The organism is Pseudomonas sp. 43(2021) (genome assembly GCF_017490805.1).
In the GTDB taxonomy this organism is placed as follows: Bacteria; Pseudomonadota; Gammaproteobacteria; order Pseudomonadales; family Pseudomonadaceae; genus Aquipseudomonas.
In genome coordinates this window covers 241,742-262,130 of the sequence record NZ_JAFGYJ010000004.1, presented here as the reverse complement: position 1 = coordinate 262,130, position 20,389 = coordinate 241,742, and the positions used below count along the sequence as shown (strand labels likewise).

The 20,389-nt window shown below is 66.1% G+C and carries 16 protein-coding genes; 15 read left to right on the top strand and 1 reads right to left on the bottom strand.

Annotated elements, in window-relative coordinates; genetic code table 11:
* Positions 1-15: 15 nt before the first annotated feature.
* Entirely contained in the window at positions 16-762 is a 747-nt protein-coding gene (locus tag J5M71_RS05485) for an enoyl-CoA hydratase (protein ID WP_207830607.1), read from the bottom strand.
* 102 nt (positions 763-864) lie between these two features.
* Between J5M71_RS05485 and J5M71_RS05480 the strand changes: the two genes are divergently transcribed.
* From J5M71_RS05480 to J5M71_RS05410, 15 genes are all read left to right on the top strand, one after another.
* Complete coding sequence (locus tag J5M71_RS05480) at positions 865-1,509, top strand: TetR family transcriptional regulator C-terminal domain-containing protein (protein WP_207830605.1); 645 nt, start codon at positions 865-867, stop codon at positions 1,507-1,509.
* A gap of 75 nt (positions 1,510-1,584) precedes the next feature.
* Positions 1,585-2,301, top strand: a complete 717-nt coding sequence (locus J5M71_RS05475; RefSeq protein WP_012271826.1) for a response regulator — start codon at positions 1,585-1,587, stop codon at positions 2,299-2,301.
* Complete coding sequence (locus J5M71_RS05470) at positions 2,298-3,074, top strand: transporter substrate-binding domain-containing protein (protein ID WP_207830602.1); 777 nt, start codon at positions 2,298-2,300, stop codon at positions 3,072-3,074. The genes J5M71_RS05475 and J5M71_RS05470 overlap by 4 nt, the downstream gene beginning before the upstream one ends.
* Positions 3,071-5,323 (top strand): ATP-binding protein, encoded by a 2,253-nt coding sequence (locus tag J5M71_RS05465; RefSeq protein WP_207830599.1) that lies wholly within the window; start codon positions 3,071-3,073, stop codon positions 5,321-5,323. The genes J5M71_RS05470 and J5M71_RS05465 overlap by 4 nt, the downstream gene beginning before the upstream one ends.
* Before the next feature lie 217 nt (positions 5,324-5,540).
* The gene (locus J5M71_RS05460) at positions 5,541-6,947 is read left to right on the top strand and encodes an amino acid permease (RefSeq protein WP_207830596.1); all 1,407 of its coding nucleotides are present in this window, start codon (positions 5,541-5,543) and stop codon (positions 6,945-6,947) included.
* A 240-nt stretch (positions 6,948-7,187) separates the two neighbouring features.
* Positions 7,188-7,979 carry an enoyl-CoA hydratase-related protein gene (locus J5M71_RS05455; protein WP_207830593.1) on the top strand — a complete coding sequence of 264 codons (792 nt, stop codon included), beginning with the start codon at positions 7,188-7,190 and terminating at the stop codon, positions 7,977-7,979.
* Positions 7,980-8,012: 33 nt separating this feature from the next.
* Positions 8,013-9,173, top strand: coding sequence for an acyl-CoA dehydrogenase family protein (locus J5M71_RS05450; RefSeq protein WP_207830590.1), 1,161 nt, complete (start codon positions 8,013-8,015; stop codon positions 9,171-9,173).
* Positions 9,174-9,190: 17 nt separating this feature from the next.
* A complete protein-coding gene (locus J5M71_RS05445; protein ID WP_207830587.1) occupies positions 9,191-11,308 on the top strand; it encodes an acetate--CoA ligase family protein in 2,118 nt (705 codons plus the stop codon).
* The gene (locus J5M71_RS05440; RefSeq protein WP_207830585.1) at positions 11,301-12,908 is read left to right on the top strand and encodes a 5-guanidino-2-oxopentanoate decarboxylase; all 1,608 of its coding nucleotides are present in this window, start codon (positions 11,301-11,303) and stop codon (positions 12,906-12,908) included. The genes J5M71_RS05445 and J5M71_RS05440 overlap by 8 nt, the downstream gene beginning before the upstream one ends.
* Positions 12,909-12,942: 34 nt before the next feature.
* A complete protein-coding gene (gene alr / locus J5M71_RS05435) occupies positions 12,943-14,172 on the top strand; it encodes an alanine racemase (protein WP_207830582.1) in 1,230 nt (409 codons plus the stop codon).
* A 24-nt stretch (positions 14,173-14,196) separates the two neighbouring features.
* Positions 14,197-15,387, top strand: coding sequence for a pyridoxal phosphate-dependent aminotransferase (locus J5M71_RS05430; protein WP_207830579.1), 1,191 nt, complete (start codon positions 14,197-14,199; stop codon positions 15,385-15,387).
* Positions 15,380-16,795, top strand: coding sequence for an aldehyde dehydrogenase family protein (locus J5M71_RS05425; RefSeq protein ID WP_207830577.1), 1,416 nt, complete (start codon positions 15,380-15,382; stop codon positions 16,793-16,795). The genes J5M71_RS05430 and J5M71_RS05425 overlap by 8 nt, the downstream gene beginning before the upstream one ends.
* 43 nt (positions 16,796-16,838) lie before the next feature.
* Positions 16,839-17,540 (top strand): NAD(P)H-dependent oxidoreductase, encoded by a 702-nt coding sequence (locus tag J5M71_RS05420; protein ID WP_207830575.1) that lies wholly within the window; start codon positions 16,839-16,841, stop codon positions 17,538-17,540.
* A gap of 281 nt (positions 17,541-17,821) precedes the next feature.
* Positions 17,822-18,925 carry a polyamine ABC transporter substrate-binding protein gene (locus tag J5M71_RS05415; protein WP_207830573.1) on the top strand — a complete coding sequence of 368 codons (1,104 nt, stop codon included), beginning with the start codon at positions 17,822-17,824 and terminating at the stop codon, positions 18,923-18,925.
* Between the two features lie 34 nt (positions 18,926-18,959).
* Positions 18,960-20,372: an aminotransferase gene (locus J5M71_RS05410; RefSeq protein ID WP_207830571.1), complete on the top strand. Its 1,413-nt coding sequence runs from the start codon at positions 18,960-18,962 to the stop codon at positions 20,370-20,372.
* Positions 20,373-20,389: the final 17 nt, after the last annotated feature.

Genomic DNA, 20,389 nt, shown 5'->3' with positions numbered 1-20,389 from the left:
ACAGCGTCAACCCAGTCAGTCCTTGATCAATCCCCGCAGCACCGCCCGCGCTTCTTCAGTGCGCAGGCACTCGATGAACAACCGGCTTTCCCGCGCCACTGTCGCCTCCAGTTCGGCCCGTTGGCTGTCCTTGAGCAGCCGCTTGCTGATGCGCAGCGCCGCCTGCGGGTAGCCTTGCAGCTGCCGCGCCAGGCGCCGGGCAGCCGCCAGGCACTGTTCCCCGTCTTCATGCAGTTCATTGGCCAGCCCCCAGGCCACCACCTGCTCGCCGTCGAGCAACTCGTTTGCCAGCAGCAGACGAGCCGCTCGGGCATGGCCTAGCAGGCGTGGCAGCAGCAGGCTGGAGCCAAACTCCGGGCACACGCCCAATGGCGCGAAAGGTATGCGCAGCTTGGTCGTACGGCTGACCAGCACCTGGTCGCAATGCAACAGCAAGGTGGCACCAATACCTATCGCCGCTCCACTGACCGCGGCAATCAGCGGCTTCTCCAGGCCCATCACCACCCGCATCAGGCGAAACACCGGGCTGTCCAGGTCGGCGGGCGGGTTGTCGAGGAAGTCGCGCAAGTCATTGCCGGCAGTAAAGCAGTGCGGCCCACCGGTGATGATGATGGCTTCGACATCAGGGTCTTCACCTGCCGCCAGCAGCAGGTCGCCCAGCTGTTGGTACATGGCAGTGTTCAAGGCGTTGAGCTTGTCGGGGCGGTTGAAGGCCAGGGTCAGCAGGCCCTGGTCCAGGTCACGTGTGATCAGGTCGTTCATGGCAGCCGCTTTTGTTGTTGTGGGCATCGGTGCCAAGGGTTTATCACGCAGTCCGGCTTGTTGTACAGTCGTTCAGTCCAGCCCCTAGCCCGAGAGCCGTCGATGAACCAGGAAGCCCGCTACCACCGCATGCTGCCGGAATTGCGCAAAGCCAACCTGGTCGAGGCGACCCTGGTATGCCTCAAGCGCCATGGCTTCCAGGGCGCGTCGATCCGCAAGATTTCGGCCGAGGCCGGGGTTTCGGTCGGGTTGATCAGCCATCACTACGCCGGCAAGGATGAACTGGTGGCCGAAGCCTACATGGCGGTCACCGGCCGGGTGATGGGCCTGCTGCGCGAGGCCATGGCCCAGGCCGCGCCCAATGCCCGCGAGCGGTTGTCGGCGTTTTTCCGCGCCTCGTTCTGCGCCGAGTTGCTCGACCCGCAATTGCTCGACGCCTGGCTGGCGTTCTGGGGCGCGGTGAAGACCGCCGATGCGATCAACCAGGTGCATGACCATTCCTATGGCGAATACCGCAATGAACTGAGCGGGCTGCTGGCCACGCTGGCCGGGGAGGAGGGCTGGCAGGGCTTCGATGCCGACCTCGCGGCCATCAGCCTGAGTGCCTTGCTCGACGGCCTGTGGCTGGAGTCGGGGCTCAACCCCGGTACCTTCACCCCCGAGCAGGGCGTGCTGATCTGCGAGGCCTGGGTCGATGGCCTGCAGGCCGGTGGCCGGTGCCGCTTCAGCCCGCCGGAGGGCTGTTGATCGCCTGTTCAGTAACGAGTACGCTGCTGTCGCGAGTGTGTAGAACAACACCAATAATAAAAGAGACGACACGCAATGACGCCTCGGGTATTGATCGTCGATGACGATCCGCTTATTCGTGACTTGCTGCAGGCCTATCTGTCCCAGGAAGGCTATGACGTGCACTGCGCCGACACCGCGGAAAAGGCCGAAGCCCTGCTCGGCAGCCAGGATGTCGACCTGGTGTTGCTGGACATCCGCCTGCCCGGCAAGGACGGCCTCACCCTGACCCGCGAGCTGCGGGTACGTTCGGAGGTGGGCATCATCCTCATCACGGGGCGCAACGACGACATCGACCGCATCGTCGGCCTGGAATGCGGCGCCGACGACTACGTGATCAAACCGCTCAACCCTCGCGAGCTGGTCTCCCGTGCCAAGAACCTGATCCGCCGCGTGCGCCATGCCCGCGAGGTGCACCCGGCGCCGGCCTGCGCGCAATCGCTGAAGCAGTTCGCCGACTGGGCACTGGACACCGACCGCCGGCGCCTGATCGACGCCCGTGGCGGGCAAACCCTGCTGACCCATGGCGAGTTCCAACTGCTCAGCGTGTTCCTGCGCAACAGCGGCCACACCCTGAGCCGCGACCAGCTGATGGACCAGATCCGCAATCGCGAATGGGTGCCCAACGACCGCTCCATCGACGTGCTGGTCGGCCGCCTGCGGCGCAAGCTGCACGACGACCCGGCCGAGCCCCAGCTGATCATCACCATCCACGGCACCGGCTACCTGTTCACCGCCAGCGTGGCGGCATGACCCGCAGCGCCTGGGTGCTGGCCTTGGCATTGTTCGCCGTGCAAGCCAGCGCAGGGCAACCGGTGCGCTATTGCGACTACCCGGTGTACCCGCCGATTTCCTGGAGTGACGGCCACCAGGTGCGCGGCCTGGCACCCACCGTGGTGCGAGAGCTGTTCGGGCGCATGGGGCATGAGGTGCAGACCGTGGTGCTGGGCAACTGGAAGCGCTGCCTGATGGACGCCGCCGCCGGGCGGGTGGACGTGGTGCTGGCTTATAACAGCGACCAGCGTGACCAGCGCATGCGCTTTTCCACGGTGCCGGTGGTGCGCGAGGAAGTGGCGGTGTTCTACAACCGCCTGCGGCCGGTACAGTTCCAGCGCCTGGAGGACCTGGCGGGCTACCGCGGCGGCCTGCTGTACGGCGAAAGCTACGGCGCCGAGTTCGACCGTTTCGTCGCTCGCCACCAGAACATCGAACGGGTGTCGTCCAGCCAGCAGAACTTCGGCAAGCTGATTCGTGGGCGCATCGACTACGTGATCCAGGAGCGGCGCACCGGTCAACTGTTCATCGAAAACCTCCCCGGGGCGCAGGACATCCGTGTATTGCCCACGGCCCTGAGCGTGGACTACCTGCGCGTTGCGGTATCACGGCTATCGCCCCTGAGCCAGCATATGGACGAAATCGACGCGCAGCTGCTGCGCATGAACCAGGCCGGCGAGATCGAGCGCTGGCTGGAGCAGAGCGAAGTGACCTACCGCGACATGGTCAACCTGCCGGCGGACACTCGATGATCCGCCTGCGCACCGATGGCCTGCTGCGCCGCCTGCTGCTGTTCATCCTGCTGTTCAGCCTGTGCTTCACCGTGCTGGCCAGCTCGGTGCAGCTGTACTTCGAATACCGTCGCGAAATGCGCGATATCGAGGCGCGCATGGCATTGATCCGCGCCGGCTACCTGGCCAGCCTGGAGCGCAGCCTGTGGGACCTGGACGAGGCACAGCTGGATACGCAACTGCGCGGCCTGGTGGACTTTTCCGATGTCGCCCGGGTGCGCCTGCTCAGCGACGACTTCCAGCTGCTGCGCGGTGCCGCCGAGCCCAAGGGGCCGCTGCGCATCGAACGCTTCCCTCTCGATTACCAGCCGCCCTCGGGGCCGGCCAGGCACCTGGGCGAGCTGGAAGTGAGCATCGACCTGGGCGCGGTGCACCGGCGGCTGTATGCCACGGGCCTTGCCAGCCTGCTGTGGATGGGCGTGTTCCTGTGTGGCCTGGCGGTGGCGTTGTCGGGGCTGTTCTACCGCCTGGTCACCCGTCACCTGCAAGTGATGGCCGAGTTCGCCCGGCGTATTGGCGCCGGCCAGTGGCAGGAACCGTTGCGCCTGGGGCGCCGCCCGTCGACGCGCCCGGACGAGATCGACACCGTGGCCAATGCCCTGGATGACATGCGCCGCGCCATCCTCAGCGATATCGAGCGCCGTGAGCGCGACCGCCTGGCGCTGCAGGACAAGCGCGACGAGCTGCAGGCCATGGTCGAGCGGCGCACCGCCAGCCTGGCCCGGGCCAAGGACGAGGCCGAAGCCGCCAACCTGGCCAAGTCACGCTTCCTGGCGACCATGAGCCATGAGCTGCGCACACCGCTCAACGGCATTCTCGGCATGGCCGAGCTGCTGCGCGGCGGCCGGCTGGAGGCGGCCGACCGCCTGCGCGTCGAGGCCTTGTACAAGGCCGGCGAAGGGCTGTTGGCGATTCTCAATGAAGTGCTGTATTTCGCCCGGCTCGAAGAGGGCGAGAGCCGCGCCGAGCTGGTCGGTTTCTCGCTACGCCAGTTGTGCCAGGAAGTGCTGGCGCTGCTCGAACCCATGGCCAGGGACAACGGCGACGCACTGCAGCTGGACATCGACGAGCAATTGGCCGAGTACCAGCACGGTGCCGAACAGTACCTGCGCCAGGTGCTCAGCAACCTGCTGGCCAATGCCATCAAGTTCACCGAACACGGCCAGGTGCGGCTTGCGGTGCAGGTACTGGCCAGTGACCAGGGCTCGCAGCGAGTGCGGGTGTCGGTCAGTGACAATGGCATCGGCATCGAGCCGGCGGTACAGGCCAGGGTCTTCGACCGCTTCGTCCAGGCCAGCGAGGCGGTGGCCCGGCGCTACGGCGGCACCGGCCTGGGCCTGGCGATCTGCAAGCACCTGGTGGAAAAGCTGGGGGGCTGCATTGGCCTGGACAGCGTGCAAGGGCAGGGCAGTTGCTTCTGGTTCGAGCTCGACATGGCCAGCGGGCAGCCAGTGCTGGCCAGTGCACCAGCCCCTTCGCCCCTGGCCAGCCTGGATATCCTGGTGGTCGAGGATGTGGCGTTGAACCGCGAGGTGGCCGGTGGGCTGCTGCTGCGCGATGGCCACCGGGTGAGCTTTGCCGAAGACGCCGGGCAGGCCCTGCTGGCCTGCGCACAGCGGCGCTTCGACCTGATCCTGCTCGACGTGCACCTGCCCGGCATGAGCGGGGTGGAACTGTGCCGGCAGATTCGTGCCACCCCCGGGCCGAACCGCCACAGCCGGATCCTGGCGCTGACGGCCGGCGTGCAACCGGGGCAAGTGCCGGGTTACCTGGCCGCCGGCATGCAGGGAGTGCTGGCCAAGCCCCTGCGGCTGGACAACCTGCGCCAGGCGCTGGCCGAAGCGGCGCCCACTGAAGTGGCTGGCGCCGACGCGACAATGGACTGGTCATTGCTGGACACTCACCGCTCGCTGCTGGGTGAACAGAAGCTGCAAGGCCTGTTGAAGGTGCTGCGCCAGTCGCTGGAGCAGCACGCCACGGCGTTGGCCGAGGCGCTGCCGGCCCAGGACTTTACCGAAGTGCTGCACCTGGCCCACCGGCTGGCCGGCAGTTGCGACTCCCTGGGCTTTTCTGGCCTGGCTGCGCTGCTCCGACGCCTTGAGGACGCTGCCCGGCAGCATGACGAACAGGCATTGAAAGCGCTCTGCGAGCCGTTGGCCACCGAGCTTGCCCAGGCCCGCGCCACCCTGGAACAGCTGATCCAGAGCTGACGTACAAAAAACTTACGACTTTTTACATCTTCGATCCGTTCGTACAACGGCACCTTACATCCGTTTCCAATAATCCATGGCAACCGTGTTGCACGCGGTCCATGAGGCTTATTGGAGACAAGAATAATGACATGCCGTAGCGCTCAGCCCCTCCTTCCTACCACCCCGCGCGGCACCACCGCGTGGCCAGGCACCGGCCGCCAAGGCGAGGTGCGCCATGACTGACATCCGCGAAAAGATCCAGCTCACCCGCGCGCTGAAAAGCCGGCACATCTTCATGCTGTCGCTGGGCGGGGTGATCGGCACCGGGCTGTTCATGGGCTCGGGCGTGACCATCAACCAGGGCGGCCCGGTCGGCGCGATCCTGGCCTACCTGGTCGCAGGTTTGCTGATGTACCTGGTGATGGTCTGCCTGGGTGAGCTGTCGGTGCAGATGCCGGTGTCCGGCTCGTTCCAGGCTCACGCCACCCAGTTCATCGGCCCGGCCACCGGCTTCATGATCGGCTGGGTGTACTGGATGAGCTGGGCCACCACTGTGGGCCTGGAGTTCACTGCCGCCGGCATGCTGATGACCCGCTGGTTCCCGGAGGTGCCGATCTGGTACTGGTCGGCGCTGTTCGTGGTCGTGCTGTTCGGCCTCAACGCCCTGGCCACCCGCGCCTTTGGTGAGGCGGAGTACTGGTTTTCGGGGATCAAGGTGGCGACCATCCTCGGCTTCATCATCATCGGCGTGCTGGTGATTTTCGGCGCCATCCCGCTGAGCAGCGGGGCGCCGGCACCGATGCTGGACAACCTGGTGGGCGAGTCGCTTTTCCCCCATGGCCTGTCGGCGGTGTTCGCGGTGATGATGACCGTGGTCTATGCCTTCCAGGGCTGCGAAATCATGGGGGTGGCGGCCGGGGAGACCGAGCACCCGGAAAAGAGCATCCCACGGGCCGTGCGCAACGTGGTGTTCCGTGTGCTGATCTTCTACGTGCTGGCGATTGCCGTGCTTTCGGCCATCGTGCCGTTCGAGCAGGCCGGGTTGATGGAGAGCCCGTTCGTGCAGGTGTTCGACATGGTCGGCATTCCCTTTGCCGCCGACCTGATGAACTTCGTCATCCTCACTGCCATCCTCTCGGTGGGCAACTCCGGGCTGTATGCCTCCACACGCATCCTCTGGGCCATGTCCAAGAGCGGCATGGCGCCGAAAAGCCTGTCGCCGCTGAGCAAGCGTGGCGTGCCGTTGCGGGCGCTGAGCATCACCCTGTGCTTTGCGCTGATCTCGCTGATGACCAGTTTCATTGCTGCCGACACCCTGTTCATGGTGCTGATGGCGGTGAGCGGCATGTCTGGCACCGTGACCTGGATCGTTATCGCCCTGGCGCAATACCGCTTCCGCAAGGCCTACCTGCGTGACGGTGGGCAACTGCAGGACCTGAAGTACAGGGCGCCGCTGTACCCGCTGGTGCCACTGCTGTGCATCACCCTGTGCAGTTCGCTGTTCGTGTTCCTGGCGCTGGATGAAACCCAGCGGCCGTCGTTGTACTGGGGCTTTGGCTTCATTGCCCTGTGCTATGCGGCGTACTTCTTCGTCAACCGCCGTCGGCAGGGGGCTTTCGAGCCTAGCGCGCCGGGGGTTTGATGCCGTGGTTCGTTGGTTGTAAGTGTTCGTCGAAGCATTTCTATTGCCTGTGAGATCGAGCGCCGCCCGCGCGGCGCTCGATCTCACGGGCAACGAAAATGCCATGCCGAAAGCAAACCGCGTAACAGCAAAAACCGAGTTGTGCGAAGTTGTAACAGCCCATCCCGCCTTGTTGAACACTCGTTTAGTATCTCCCTCATCAAGCCCTCCCAAAACCATCACAACAACACCGAGGCCCCCATGACCACCCCGTCGTCACTGCTGAGCAAGGTCGAAGCCGGCGTTGCCTGGATCACCCTCAACCGCCCCGAGCAGCGCAACGCGCTGGACATCCCCACCCTCAAGCAACTGCACGCCCTGCTGGAAGCCTGCAACACCGACCCGGCCGTGCGCGTGGTGGTGCTGACCGGCAGCGGCCGCAGCTTCTGCGCCGGTGCCGACCTGGCCGAATGGGCCGCGGCCGAGGCCCAGGGCACCCTGGAAAGCTACGGCTGGACCGAAACTGCCCACACCCTGATGTTGCGCCTGCACAGCCTCGACAAGCCCACCATCGCTGCCATCAACGGCACCGCCGTGGGCGGTGGCATGGACCTCAGCCTGTGCTGCGACCTGCGCATCGCCGCGGCCTCGGCGCGCTTCAAGGCCGGTTACACCAGCATGGGCTACAGCCCCGATGCCGGCGCCAGCTGGCACCTGCCCCGACTGATCGGCAGCGAGCAGGCCAAGCGCCTGTTGTTCCTCGATGAGCTGTGGGGGGCCGAACGTGCCCTGGCGGCCGGGCTGGTCAGCGAAGTGTGCGCCGACGAGCAACTGCCCGCCGTGGCCGCCGAGCTGGCCGGGCGCCTGGCCAACGGCCCCACCTTCGCCTACGCGCAGACCAAGCGGCTGATCCGCGACGGCGCCCGGCGCACCCTGGCCGAGCAGCTTGAAGCAGAGCGCCAGGCCGGCCTGCTGTGCGGCCGCAGCCACGACGGTGCCGAGGCGCTGCAAGCCTCGGTGGAACGCCGCGCCCCCCGTTTCACCGGCCAGTAACCCGATAACCGACCCTCACCAGGACCTTCGCAGATGAATTTCCAACTGACCCAAGAACAAGAAATGTTGGTGGAAGCGGTACGCAGCTTTGTCGCCAAGGAGCTGCTGCCCCATGAGGAGGCGGTGGATCGCGCCGACGCCGTGCCGCCCGAACTGGCTGCGCAGATCCGCGGCAAGGCTATCGCTGCCGGGTTCTATGCCTTCAACATGCCCGAGGAAGTCGGCGGCGGTGGCCTGGACTACCTGTCACAGGCGCTGATCGAGCGCGAGCTGTCCAAAGTGTCCTGGGCCTTGCACGTGTTCGTTGCGCGGCCGTCGAAAATCCTCATGGCCTGCAAGGACGAGCAGGTCAACGACTACCTGTTGCCGTGCGTGCAGGGCGAAAAAATCGACTGCTTCGCCCTCACCGAGCCGGGCGCCGGCTCCGATGCCAACGCCATCAAGACCCGCGCCGTACGCCAGGGTGACGACTTCGTCATCAACGGCAGCAAGCACTTCATCAGCCATGCCGGCCACGCCGATTTCGCCATCGTCTTTGCCGTCACCGATACCTACGAGCACAACGGGCGCAAGCGCAATGCGGTAACCGCCTTGCTGGTCGACCGTGGCACCCCGGGCATGACCATTCGCCGCGGCCCCAAGTGTGTGAGCAACCGTGGCTACCACACCTACGAGCTGTTCTTCGACGACTGCCGGGTACCGGCCAGCAAGGTGCTGGGCGAGGTCGGCAAGGGCTGGGAGGTGGCCAATGCCTGGCTCACCGCCGGCCGGGTGATGGTCGCCGCCAACTGCGTGGGCCAGGCCCAGCGTGCCCTCGACCTGTCGCTGCAATGGGCCGCCGATCGCAAGCAGTTCGGCCAGGCCATCGGTAGCTACCAGGGCGTGTCGTTCAAGCTGGCCGACATGGCCACGCAGATTCGCGCTGCGGAAATGCTCACCCTGCACACCGCCTGGAAGATGGACCAGGGCAGCATGACCGATGGCGAGGCCGGCATGGCCAAGCTGTTCGCCAGTGAGGTGCTGGGCAAGGTCGCCGACGAAGCCGTGCAGATCTTCGGCGGCATGGGCCTGATGGACGAAGGGCCGGTCGAGCGCATCTGGCGCAATGCACGCATCGAGCGCATCTGGGAGGGCACCTCGGAAATCCAGCGGCACATCATCGCCCGCGAACTGCTGCGCCCGCTGCTGCGCTGAGCGCCAGGAGAACACCCATGTCGCATACGATTCGTGACAACCTCAAGCGCCTGCTGGCACCCCGGCACCTGGCCTTCGTCGGCGGGCGCAGCATGGCGCGGGCGCTCAAGCGCTGTGCTGAAGGTGGCTTTGGCGGCGAGCTGTGGCTGGTCAACCCGCAGCATGACAGCCTTGAAGGCATCCCCTGTGTGGCGCGGGTGGCCGACTTGCCCTATGCCCCGGACGCGGTGTTCATCGCCACCAACCGTGAGCTGACCTTGCAGTGCGTTGCCGAGCTGGCCGCACGCGGCGCAGGCGGTGTCATCTGCTATGCCTCGGGCTTTGCCGAAAGCGGCGAGGAAGGCCGCCAGCTGCAGCAACGCCTGCTCGCTGCCGCTGGCAACATGGCCTTGCTCGGCCCCAACTGCTACGGCCTGCTCGACTACCTGCACGGTGCTGCCCTGTGGCCGGTGGCCCATGGTGGCCAGCAGGTGGAGAAGGGCGTGGCGATCCTCACCCAGAGCGGCAACTTTGCCTACAACCTGTCCATGAGCGACCGCTCGCTGCCGGTGGCCTACATGGCCTCGGTCGGCAATCAGGCACAACTGGGCGTGGCCGAGCTGATGGACGTGCTGCTCGACGACCCCCGGGTGACCGCCATCGGCCTGCACCTGGAAGGCCTGAAGAACGTGCCCGGCTTCGCCCGGGCCGCCTGCAAGGCGTTGCAGCAGGGCACGCCGATCATTGCCTTGAAGACCGGCGTGTCGCAGATTGGCGCCGAACTGGCGCTCAGCCACACCAGCTCGTTGTCCGGCTCCGATGCCTTGTACGACAGCCTGTTCCAGCGCCTGGGCGTGATCCGCGTCAGTGGCCCGGTGAGCTTCGTTGAAACCCTCAAGGCCGCCGCCTGTGGCCGCCTGCCGGTGAATGGCGAGCTGATCGCCCTGGCCTGTTCCGGTGGCGATGCCGGCTTGATCGCCGACTATGCAGAGCGCAACCAGCTGGTTCTGCCGAAGCTTGAACAAGGGCAGGTGGCGCAGTTGGCCGAGGTACTGCCGGCCTATGCCAACCTGGTCAACCCGCTGGATTTCACCACGGCCATCTGGGGTGATGCAGCGGCCCTGCAACGTATGCTCGACAGCACCCTGAGCGGCGCTGCCGACGCGGCCATGCTGGTGCTGGACTACCCGGCGGCGTTCACCGGCGAACGCAAGGAATGCGACCTGCTGCTGGCGCTGTACTGCGATGCGCTGGAACGCCACGGCAAGATCGGCTTCGTCACTTCGGCGTTCCCGGAACTGTTGCCCGCCTGCGCGCGCGAGCGCTTGCACGCACGTGGCATCGCCGCCCTGCAGGGCGTGGAGGATGGCCTGGCAGCCTGGGGCCGCATCGTCGCCTACCAGCGCAACCGCCAGCGGCTGCTGGAACAGGGTGAGGCCACGCGGGTGCCGCTGTGCCCACAGGCTTACGCGGGCGAGAGTCGCCTGTTGGACGAATGGCAATCCAAGCAAGCCCTGCGTGCCTTTGGCCTGCCGGTACCGGCCGGGGTGCTGAGCACACCCGAACGCGCCGTGGCAGACGCCGCCCGCGTCGGTTATCCGCTGGTACTGAAGGCGGTCAGCGCGCAGTTGCCGCACAAGACCGAAGCCGGTGCGGTGGCGCTGAACCTGCGTGATGCCGCTGCCCTCGAGATCGCGCTGGTGCAGATGCGCCAGCGCATCGCCGCCTACGCCCCCCAGGTAGCGTTCGATCAGGTGCTGCTCGAACCCATGGCCGAGCCGCCGCTGGCCGAGCTGATCGTCGGCATCAAGCGCGAGCACGACTTCGCCCTGGCCCTGGTGATCGGCGCCGGTGGCGTGCTGGTCGAGTTGCTCAAGGACAGCGTCAGCCTGTTGCTACCGACCACTGACAACGCCATCCGCGCCGCGCTGCTCAGCCTGCGCAGCGCCAGCCTGCTGCAAGGCTTTCGTGGCCGCCCGGCCGCCGACCTCGACGCGCTGGTCGCAGCCATCCGTGCGGTGGCCGACTACGCCTGCGAGAACGCCGGGCAACTGCTGGAGCTGGATGTGAACCCATTGATGGTCGGTGCCCATGGCACCACCGCGGTCGACGCGCTGATCCGCCTCGGCCAGGCGCAAGGAGAACGACATGAATAAGCACACCCGGACTGCCGGCCAGGCGTTAGTGCGCCTGCTGGCCAACTACGGCGTGGAAACGGTATTCGGCATCCCTGGCGTGCACACCCTGGAGCTGTATCGTGGGCTGCCGGGCAGCGGCATCCGCCATGTACTGACCCGCCACGAGCAGGGCGCCGGCTTCATGGCCGACGGCTATGCCCGGGTCAGTGGCAAACCGGGGGTGTGCTTCGTCATCACCGGCCCGGGCGTGACCAATGCCGCCACTGCCATCGGCCAGGCCTATGCCGACTCCATCCCGATGCTGGTGATTTCCAGCGTCAACCACACCGCCAGCCTGGGCAAGGGCTGGGGCTGCCTGCACGAAACCCAGGACCAGCGCGCCATGACCGCGCCGATTACCGCCTTCTCTGCCGTGGCCCTGCGCGGCGACGACCTGCCCGAACTGATTGCCCGCGCCTGGGCCGTGTTCGACAGCGAACGGCCGCGCCCGGTGCATATCTCGGTGCCGCTGGACGTGCTGGCCGCACCGGTCAGCCGTGACTGGAGCGATGAGGTGGTGCGCCGCCCCGGGCGTGGCCAGCCGTGCCGCGACATCCTCGACCAGGCTGCCGTGAAGCTGGCAGCCGCCAAGCGCCCGATGATCATTGCCGGCGGTGGGGCATTGCACGCGGCCGAGCAGCTGCAGGAGCTGAGCACCCGGCTGGCAGCCCCACTGTTCACCAGCGTGGCTGGCAAGGGCCTGCTGCCAGCGGATGCGCCACTGAATGCCGGCGCCAGCCTGTGCGTCGAACCCGGCTGGCAGCTGATCAGCCAGGCCGATGTGGTGCTGGCCGTGGGGACCGAAATGGCCGACACCGACTTCTGGCGCGAGCGCCTGCCGATCACTGGCCAGCTGCTGCGCGTGGACATCGACCCGCGCAAGTTCAACGACTTCTACCCCTGTGCCATGGCCCTGCACGGCGATGCCCGGCAAACCCTGGCCGGCCTGCTCGAACACCTGCCAGTGCTGCACCGTGACCCGGCCCAGGCCAGCGAAGCAGTGGCCAACCTGCGCCAGGCCATTCGCAGCGGGCATGCGCCATTGCAGGCCGTGCACCAGGCAATCCTCGACCGCATTGCCGCCGTGCTGCCCGACGATGCCTTCATCAGCAGTGACATGACCCAGTTGGCCTACACCGGCAACTACGCTTTCGCCAGCCGGGCGCCGCGCAGCTGGCTGCACCCCACCGGCTACGGCACCCTCGGCTACGGCCTGCCGGCCGGCATCGGCGGCATGTTCGCCAGCGACCACCGCCCAGGCCTGGTACTGGTGGGCGACGGCGGCTTCCTCTACACCGCCCAGGAGCTGGCCACGGCAGTCGAGGAACTGGAGCGACCGTTGGTCGTGTTGTTGTGGAACAATGACGCCCTTGGCCAGATCCGCGACGACATGCTCGGGCTGGATATCGAGCCGGTCGGCGTTCTGCCGCGCAACCCGGATTTCATCGGTCTGGCCCGTGCCTTCGGTTGCACGGTGCGCCAGCCGCGTGACCTGGACGCGCTGCAGGCCGATCTGGCCAGCGGTTTCGCCACCCCCGGCGTCACCTTTATCGAACTTAAACACACCTGCGTCTGCTAAACCGCAGACACCACGAACAACAAGAGAAGACACCATGCCATTTCGCCGTACCCTCCTGGCTGCATCCCTGGCGCTGCTGATCACTGGCCAGGCCCCGCTGTATGCCGCACCGCCGCTGTCGATGGACAACGGCACCACGGCCCTGACCGTGCAGAACAGCAACGCCTGGGTCGAAATCAGTGCCGGCGCGCTGCAACACAACATCCGTACCTTGCAGGCCGAGCTGGGCGGCAAGTCCAAGCTGTGCGCCGTGCTCAAGGCCGACGCCTATGGCCACGGTGTCGGCCTGGTGATGCCTTCGATCATCGCCCAGGGCGTGCCCTGCGTGGCGGTGGCCAGCAACGAGGAGGCCCGCGTGGTCCGCGCCAGCGGCTTCACCGGGCAACTGGTACGGGTACGCCTGGCCAGCGTCAGCGAAGTGGAAGATGCCCTGCAGTACGACATGGAAGAGCTGGTCGGCAGCGCCGAGTTCGCCCGCCAACTCGATGCCCTCGCCGAACGCCACGGCAAGACCTTGCGCATCCATCTGGCGCTCAATTCCAGCGGCATGAGCCGCAACGGCGTGGAAATGGCCACCTGGTCCGGCCGTGGCGAAGCGCTGCAGATCACCGACCAGAAGCACCTCAAGCTGGTCGCGCTGATGACCCACTTCGCCGTGGAAGACAAGGACGATGTGCGCAAAGGCCTGGCAGCGTTCAACGAGCAGACCGACTGGCTGATCAAGCACGCGAAGCTTGATCGCAGCAAGCTCACCCTGCACGCCGCCAACTCCTTCGCTACGCTGGAAGTGCCGGAAGCGCGCCTGGACATGGTGCGCACCGGCGGCGCGCTGTTCGGCGACACCGTGCCGACGCATACCGAATACCAGCGTGTCATGCAGTTCAAGTCGCGCGTGGCGGCGGTACACAGCTACCCGGCAGGCAACACTGTCGGCTACGACCGCACCTTCACCCTGGCGCGTGATTCGCGCCTGGCCAACATCACCGTCGGCTACTCCGATGGCTACCGCCGGGCGTTCACCAACAAGGGCCATGTGCTGATCAACGGCCACCGTGTGCCGGTGGTGGGCAAGGTGTCGATGAACACGTTGATGGTCGATGTCACCGACTTCCCCGATGTGAAGGGTGGCAACGAAGTGGTGCTGTTTGGCAAACAGGCCGGGGGTGAGATCACCCAGGCCGAGATGGAAGAAATCAACGGTGCGCTGCTCGCCGACTTGTACACCGTATGGGGCAGTTCCAACCCGAAGATTCTCGTCGACTGAAACCGCCAATGAAGGGAGATTGCCATGCGCTACGCCAAGCTCACTCAACGCATCGCCGGCGACGGGGCTGCAGCCTGGGACATCCACTACCGCGCCCTGGCGCTGCAGGCCGAGGGCAAGGATATCCTGCTGCTGTCGGTGGGTGACCCGGACTTCGACACCCCCGCGCCGATCGTCGAGGCGGCCATCGACAGCCTGCGTGCGGGCCACACCCATTACGCCGATGTGCGCGGCAAGCTGGCGCTGCGCCAGGCCATCGCCAACCGCCACCGCCAGCGCAGCGGCCAGGCCGTCAATGCCGACCAGGTGACGGTGCTGGCCGGGGCCCAGTGTGCGCTGTACTGCGTGGCCCAGTGCGTGCTCGACCCGGGTGACGAGGTGATTGTCGCCGAGCCCATGTACGTGACCTACGAGGCGGTGTTTGGTGCCTGTGGCGCCAAGGTGGTTCCGGTGCCGGTCAAGCCGGAGAACGGCTTTCGCGTGTGCCCGCGTGACGTGGCCGCGCGCATCACCCCGCGCACCCGCGCCCTGGCCCTGAACAGCCCGCACAACCCCTCGGGGGCGAGCCTGCCGCGCGCCACCTGGGAAGCGCTGGCCGAACTGTGCATCGCCCACGATTTGTGGCTGATCTCCGACGAGGTCTACAGCGAGCTGCTGTACGACGGCGAGCATGTCAGCCCCGGCAGCCTGCCGGGCATGGCCGAGCGCACCGCCACCCTCAACAGCCTGTCGAAGTCGCATGCCATGACCGGCTGGCGGGTGGGCTGGGTGGTGGGTTCGACCGAGCTGGCCGCCCACCTGGAAAACCTCGCCCTGTGCATGTTGTACGGTTCACCGGACTTCATCCAGGACGCCGCCGTGGTAGCACTGGAGCAGCAATTGCCCGAGCTCGATACCATGCGCGAGGCCTATCGCCAGCGCCGCGACCTGGTGTGCGAGCAGTTGTCCGGTTGCCCGGGCATCAAGGTGCTCAAGCCCGATGGCGGCATGTTCGTGATGGTCGATATCCGCGAGACCGGCCTCAGCGCCCAGGCCTTCGCCGATCGCCTGCTCGACAGCCAGGGTGTGTCGGTGCTCGCCGGCGAAGCCTTCGGCCCCAGCGCTGCCGGGCATATCCGCCTGGGCCTGGTACTGGGTAACGAGGCCTTGGCCGACGCTTGCCAGCGCATCGCCCGCTGCGCCGCCGCACTGATGCAGGGGCAGGCCCATGCGTGAGTATGCGCGGCTGTACATCGACGGCGCCTGGCAGGTACCGAGCGGGCAGGGCATGGCCGAGGTGATCGACCCGGCCACCGAACAGGCCATCGGCCGCGTGCCGTTGGGCGCCGAGGCCGATGTCGAACGGGCGGTGATGGCCGCGCGGCGGGCCTTTGATGGTTGGTCACGCACGCCGTCCAGCGTACGGGCCGGGTACATAACGGCGTTGGCCGCACAGCTGAAAAGCCGCGCGGCGGAAATGGCCTCGGTCATCACCGACGAGCTGGGCATGCCGGTGCAGTGGTGCCAGGCGGTGCAGGTAGAGGGCCCGATCGCCGGGCTGGAGCAGTACGCCGAACTGGCCGGGCTGATGGATGAGGTGCGCGAAGTCGGTAACTCACTGGTGTACCGCGAGGCCGTTGGCGTGTGCGCGTTCATCAACCCATGGAACTACCCGCTGCACCAGATGATCGGCAAGCTGGCGCCGGCCTTGGCCGCCGGCTGCACGGTGGTGGTCAAGCCCAGCCAGGAAACGCCGCTGCATGCGTTCATGCTGGCCGAGATGATCGAGGCCATCGGCCTGCCGGCCGGGGTGTTCAACCTGGTCAGCGGGCCGGGGGCCAAGGTCGGCGAGGCCCTGGCCCGGCACCCGCAGGTGGACATGGTGTCGTTCACCGGCTCCACCGGCGCCGGGGTGCGCGTGGCCCAGGCGGCCGCGCCCACGGTGAAGCGGGTGTGCCTGGAGCTGGGCGGCAAATCGCCGCTGCTGATTACCGCGGACGCCGACCTGCACGCGGCGGTGCGCCATGGCGTGCAGGACGTGATGATCAATTCGGGGCAGACCTGCACGGCCCTGACCCGCATGCTGCTACCGGCCAGCCGCTACGCCGAAGCGCTTGAGATTGCCGAGGCCGAGACCCGCGCGTTGGTCATGGGCGACCCGCGTGACCCGGCCAGCTTCCTCGGGCCGATGTGTTCGGCAGGCCAGCGGCGCACCGTGCTCGACTACATTCGCCTGGGGCAGGAGGAGGGGGCGCGCCTGCTGTGCGGCGGCGACACGCCAGCCGGCTTCGAACGCGGCTTCTACGTGGCGCCGACGTTGTTCGCTGACGTCGACAACCGCATGCGTATCGCCCAGGAGGAAATCTTCGGCCCGGTGCTGTGCCTGATCCCCTATGCCGACGAGGCCCAGGCGTTGGCCCTGGCCAATGATTCGCCGTTCGGCCTGTCCAGCGCGGTGTGGGCCGGCAGCCGCGAGCACGGCCTGGCCCTGGCGCGGCAGATACGCGCCGGGCAATGCTTCATCAACGGTGGCGGGTTCAACTACCAGGCACCGTTCGGTGGCTACAAGCAGTCGGGCAACGGGCGCGAGTGGGGCGAGGAAGGCCTGGCGGAGTTCGTCGAGGTGAAAGCGGTGCAGTGCTGAGCCACAGCTGGAAGACAACCTGTTTTGTGTGAGGAGAATGTTTGTGAATGTACTGATCGTCCACGCTCACCCCGAGCCGCAATCGTTCACTGCTGCCCTGCGTGACCAGGCCGTAGAAACCTTCCGCGCCCAGGGCCATCAGGTGCAGGTCAGCGACCTGTACGCCATGGGCTGGAACCCGGTGGCCAGTGCCGATGACTTCACCCAGCGCGAGAACCCCGAGTATCTGGTGTATGCCCTGGAGCAGCGCCAGGGGGTCAAGCGCGGCGCCATTGCCGCGGATATCCAGCAAGAGCTGGACAAGCTGCTGTGGGCCGACTTGCTGGTGTTGAACTTCCCGGTTTTCTGGTTCTCGGCGCCGGCCATGCTCAAGGGCTGGATCGACCGGGTGCTGGTGTCGGGGGTCTGCTATGGCGGCAAGCGCTTCTACGACCAGGGCGGGTTGGCGGGCAAGAAGGCGCTGGTGACCGTGACCCTGGGCGGGCGCGAGCACATGTTTGGCGACGGGGCGATCCACGGGCCACTGGAGGACATGCTGCGGCCGATTTTGCGCGGCACGCTGGCCTATGTCGGGTTCGAGGTATTGCCGCCGTTCGTGGCCTGGCATGTGCCGTACATCAGTGACGAGGCGCGGCAGGGCTTTCTACAGCAGTACCGGCAGCGCCTGGAGCAGCTTTCGGACGACCAGCCACTGGTGTTCCCGCGCCTGGAGCAGTTCGACGAGGCGCTTTACCCGCTGACCTGACCTTTCTCCTGTGCCAGCCACTGGGGCCGCGTTGCGGCCCTTTCGCGACACAAGGCCGCTCCCACAAGGACTGCGCAGCCTTCGAAGCTGGCAGTGAACCTGTGGGAGCGGCCTTGTGTCGCGAAAGGGCTGCAAAGCAGCCCCCCAAAGATTCGGCAGGCTGTTGAGATCCACCTGCCAAAAAACGACCACCCACACATTCGGGGTATGTCCCCCTTCGGCAAATCCCTCGATAGTGCCCCCATCGGCTCGATCCCGAGCATTCACACGATGGAGTTGCCATGCGCAAGGTACTGAAGGTGATTGGCGGTCTGCTGCTGGCGTCTGGCGCCAGTCTGGCCCAGGCGGCAGAGGTGGACAGCGGTAACACGTTGCGGTTGTACAACTGGACCGACTACATCGGCGAAACCACCCTGGCCGACTTCGAGAAGGCCACCGGCATCAAGGTCATCTACGACACCTTCGATGGCTACGAAACAGTCCAGACCAAACTGCTCACCGGCCGCTCCGGCTACGACCTGGTCATGCTCAACGCTTCCCTGGTACCCCCGCTGATCAGCGCCGGTGTGTTCCAGGCGCTGGACAAGCAGCAATTGCCCAGCTGGCACAACCTCGACCAGCAGGTGGTGAACAACCTGCAAGGCTATGACCCCGGCCTGAAATACTCGGCGCCCTACACCTGGGGCAGCTCGGGGGTGACCTACAACGTCGACAAGATCACCGCGCGCATGCCCGATGCCCCCATCGGCTCGCTGGCCATGCTGTTCGACCCTCAGATCGTCTCGCGCTTCGCCGACTGTGGCGTCACCCTGATGGACGCGCCGACCGAAGTCATCCCGCTGGCCCTGCAGTACCTGGGCAAGGACCCACGCAGTGCATCGCCGGCCGACCTCAAGGCGGCTGAACAACTGCTGCTGGGCATTCGCCCGTACATTCGCAAGTTCGACTCGGTCAACTACCTCACCAGCCTGCCCAACGGCGATGTATGCCTGGCCCTGACCTGGTCCGGTGACTACGCCACCGCCCAGGCCCGCGCGGTGGAAGCGAAGAAGGACATCAAGCTGTCGTTCTTCATCCCCGAGGAAGGCTCGCTGATCTGGTTCGACAACCTGTACATCCCCAGGGATGCGCCGCACGCGGCCAACGCCCACCGCTTCATCGAGTTCCTGCTGCAGCCGCAGACCATGGCCAAGGTCACCGACTACATCCACTACGCCAACAGCAACGCCGCCGCCACTGCGCTGGTGCGCGACGAGATCCGCCATGACCCGGCCATCTACCCCGACGCGCAAACCCGCGAGCGCCTGTTCGCGCAGAAAACACAGAGCCCGAAGGACATGCGCGCCATCACCCGGGTCTGGAGCACGGTCAAGACCGGTTTCTGAACACTGCCCAACGATCACTGCCAAGGAGCTGCCCATGGCCACCCCAAGCAAAGCATTCGCCATTGCCCACGACCCGCTGGTGGACGCCGACAAGGCCCACTACATGCACGGCTACCATGTGTTCGACGAGCACCGCGAGCAAGGTGCGCTGAACATCGTTGCCGGCGAGGGCGCCTACATCCGCGATACCCACGGCAACCGCTTCCTCGATGCCGTCGGCGGCATGTGGTGCACCAACATTGGCCTGGGCCGCGAGGAAATGGCCCTGGCCATCGCCGATCAGGTACGCCAGCTGGCCTATTCCAACCCGTTTTCCGACATGGCCAACGATGTGGCCATCGAGCTGTGCCAGAAGCTCGCGCAGCTGGCGCCGGGCGACCTGAACCATGTGTTCCTCACTACCGGCGGCTCGACCGCGGTCGACACCGCCTACCGGCTGATCCAGTACTACCAGAACTGCCGTGGCAAACCGCACAAGAAGCACATCATCGCCCGCTACAACGCCTACCACGGCTCCACCACCCTGACCATGTCGATCGGCAACAAGGCTGCTGACCGGGTGCCGGAGTTCGATTATCACCACGACCTGATCCACCACGTGTCCAACCCCAACCCGTATCGCGCCCCGCACGACATGGACGAGGCCGAGTTCCTCGACTTCCTGGTGGCCGAGTTCGAGGACAAGATCCTCTCGCTGGGGGCCGACAACGTGGCGGCGTTCTTCGCCGAGCCGATCATGGGCTCGGGCGGGGTGATCATTCCGCCCAAGGGCTACTTCCAACGCATGTGGCAGCTGTGCCAGACCTACGACATCCTGTTCGTCGCCGACGAAGTGGTGACTTCGTTCGGGCGCCTGGGCACCTTCTTTGCCAGTGAGGAACTGTTCGGCGTCACCCCCGACATCATCACCACCGCCAAGGGCCTGACCTCGGCCTACCTGCCGCTGGGGGCGTGCATTTTCTCCGCACGCATCTGGCAGGTGATCGCCGAGCCGGGCAAGGGCCGCTGCTTCACCCACGGCTTCACCTACAGCGGGCACCCGGTGTGCTGCACTGCGGCCTTGAAGAACATCGAGATCATCGAGCGCGAGCAGTTGCTGGAGCACGTCAAGGACGTCGGCGGCTACCTGGAGCAACGCCTGCAAAGCCTGCGCGAGCTGCCGCTGGTGGGGGATGTGCGCTGCATGAAGCTGATGGCCTGCGTCGAGTTCGTTGCCGACAAGGCCAGCAAGGCGCTGTTCGCGGATGAGGTGAACATCGGTGAACGCATTCACAGCAAGGCCCAGGCCAAAGGGTTGCTGGTGCGGCCGATCATGCACCTGAACGTGATGTCGCCGCCGTTGATCATCACCCATGCGCAAGTGGACGAGATCGTCGAAACCCTGCGCCAGTGCATCATCGAAACTGCGCGCGAACTCACGGCGCTTGGCCTGTATCAGGGCCGATGAACCTGGCGCAAAGGGCT

What these genes read in the sequence shown, in the direction of transcription:
- J5M71_RS05485 (WP_207830607.1), bottom strand. Translation starts at nt 762, where the DNA reads ATGAACGACCTGATCACACGTGACCTGGACCAGGGCCTGCTGACCCTG.
- J5M71_RS05480 (WP_207830605.1), top strand. Translation starts at nt 865, where the DNA reads ATGAACCAGGAAGCCCGCTACCACCGCATGCTGCCGGAATTGCGCAAA.
- J5M71_RS05475 (WP_012271826.1), top strand. Translation starts at nt 1,585, where the DNA reads ATGACGCCTCGGGTATTGATCGTCGATGACGATCCGCTTATTCGTGAC.
- J5M71_RS05470 (WP_207830602.1), top strand. Translation starts at nt 2,298, where the DNA reads ATGACCCGCAGCGCCTGGGTGCTGGCCTTGGCATTGTTCGCCGTGCAA.
- J5M71_RS05465 (WP_207830599.1), top strand. Translation starts at nt 3,071, where the DNA reads ATGATCCGCCTGCGCACCGATGGCCTGCTGCGCCGCCTGCTGCTGTTC.
- J5M71_RS05460 (WP_207830596.1), top strand. Translation starts at nt 5,541, where the DNA reads ATGACTGACATCCGCGAAAAGATCCAGCTCACCCGCGCGCTGAAAAGC.
- J5M71_RS05455 (WP_207830593.1), top strand. Translation starts at nt 7,188, where the DNA reads ATGACCACCCCGTCGTCACTGCTGAGCAAGGTCGAAGCCGGCGTTGCC.
- J5M71_RS05450 (WP_207830590.1), top strand. Translation starts at nt 8,013, where the DNA reads ATGAATTTCCAACTGACCCAAGAACAAGAAATGTTGGTGGAAGCGGTA.
- J5M71_RS05445 (WP_207830587.1), top strand. Translation starts at nt 9,191, where the DNA reads ATGTCGCATACGATTCGTGACAACCTCAAGCGCCTGCTGGCACCCCGG.
- J5M71_RS05440 (WP_207830585.1), top strand. Translation starts at nt 11,301, where the DNA reads ATGAATAAGCACACCCGGACTGCCGGCCAGGCGTTAGTGCGCCTGCTG.
- alr (WP_207830582.1), top strand. Translation starts at nt 12,943, where the DNA reads ATGCCATTTCGCCGTACCCTCCTGGCTGCATCCCTGGCGCTGCTGATC.
- J5M71_RS05430 (WP_207830579.1), top strand. Translation starts at nt 14,197, where the DNA reads ATGCGCTACGCCAAGCTCACTCAACGCATCGCCGGCGACGGGGCTGCA.
- J5M71_RS05425 (WP_207830577.1), top strand. Translation starts at nt 15,380, where the DNA reads ATGCGTGAGTATGCGCGGCTGTACATCGACGGCGCCTGGCAGGTACCG.
- J5M71_RS05415 (WP_207830573.1), top strand. Translation starts at nt 17,822, where the DNA reads ATGCGCAAGGTACTGAAGGTGATTGGCGGTCTGCTGCTGGCGTCTGGC.
- J5M71_RS05410 (WP_207830571.1), top strand. Translation starts at nt 18,960, where the DNA reads ATGGCCACCCCAAGCAAAGCATTCGCCATTGCCCACGACCCGCTGGTG.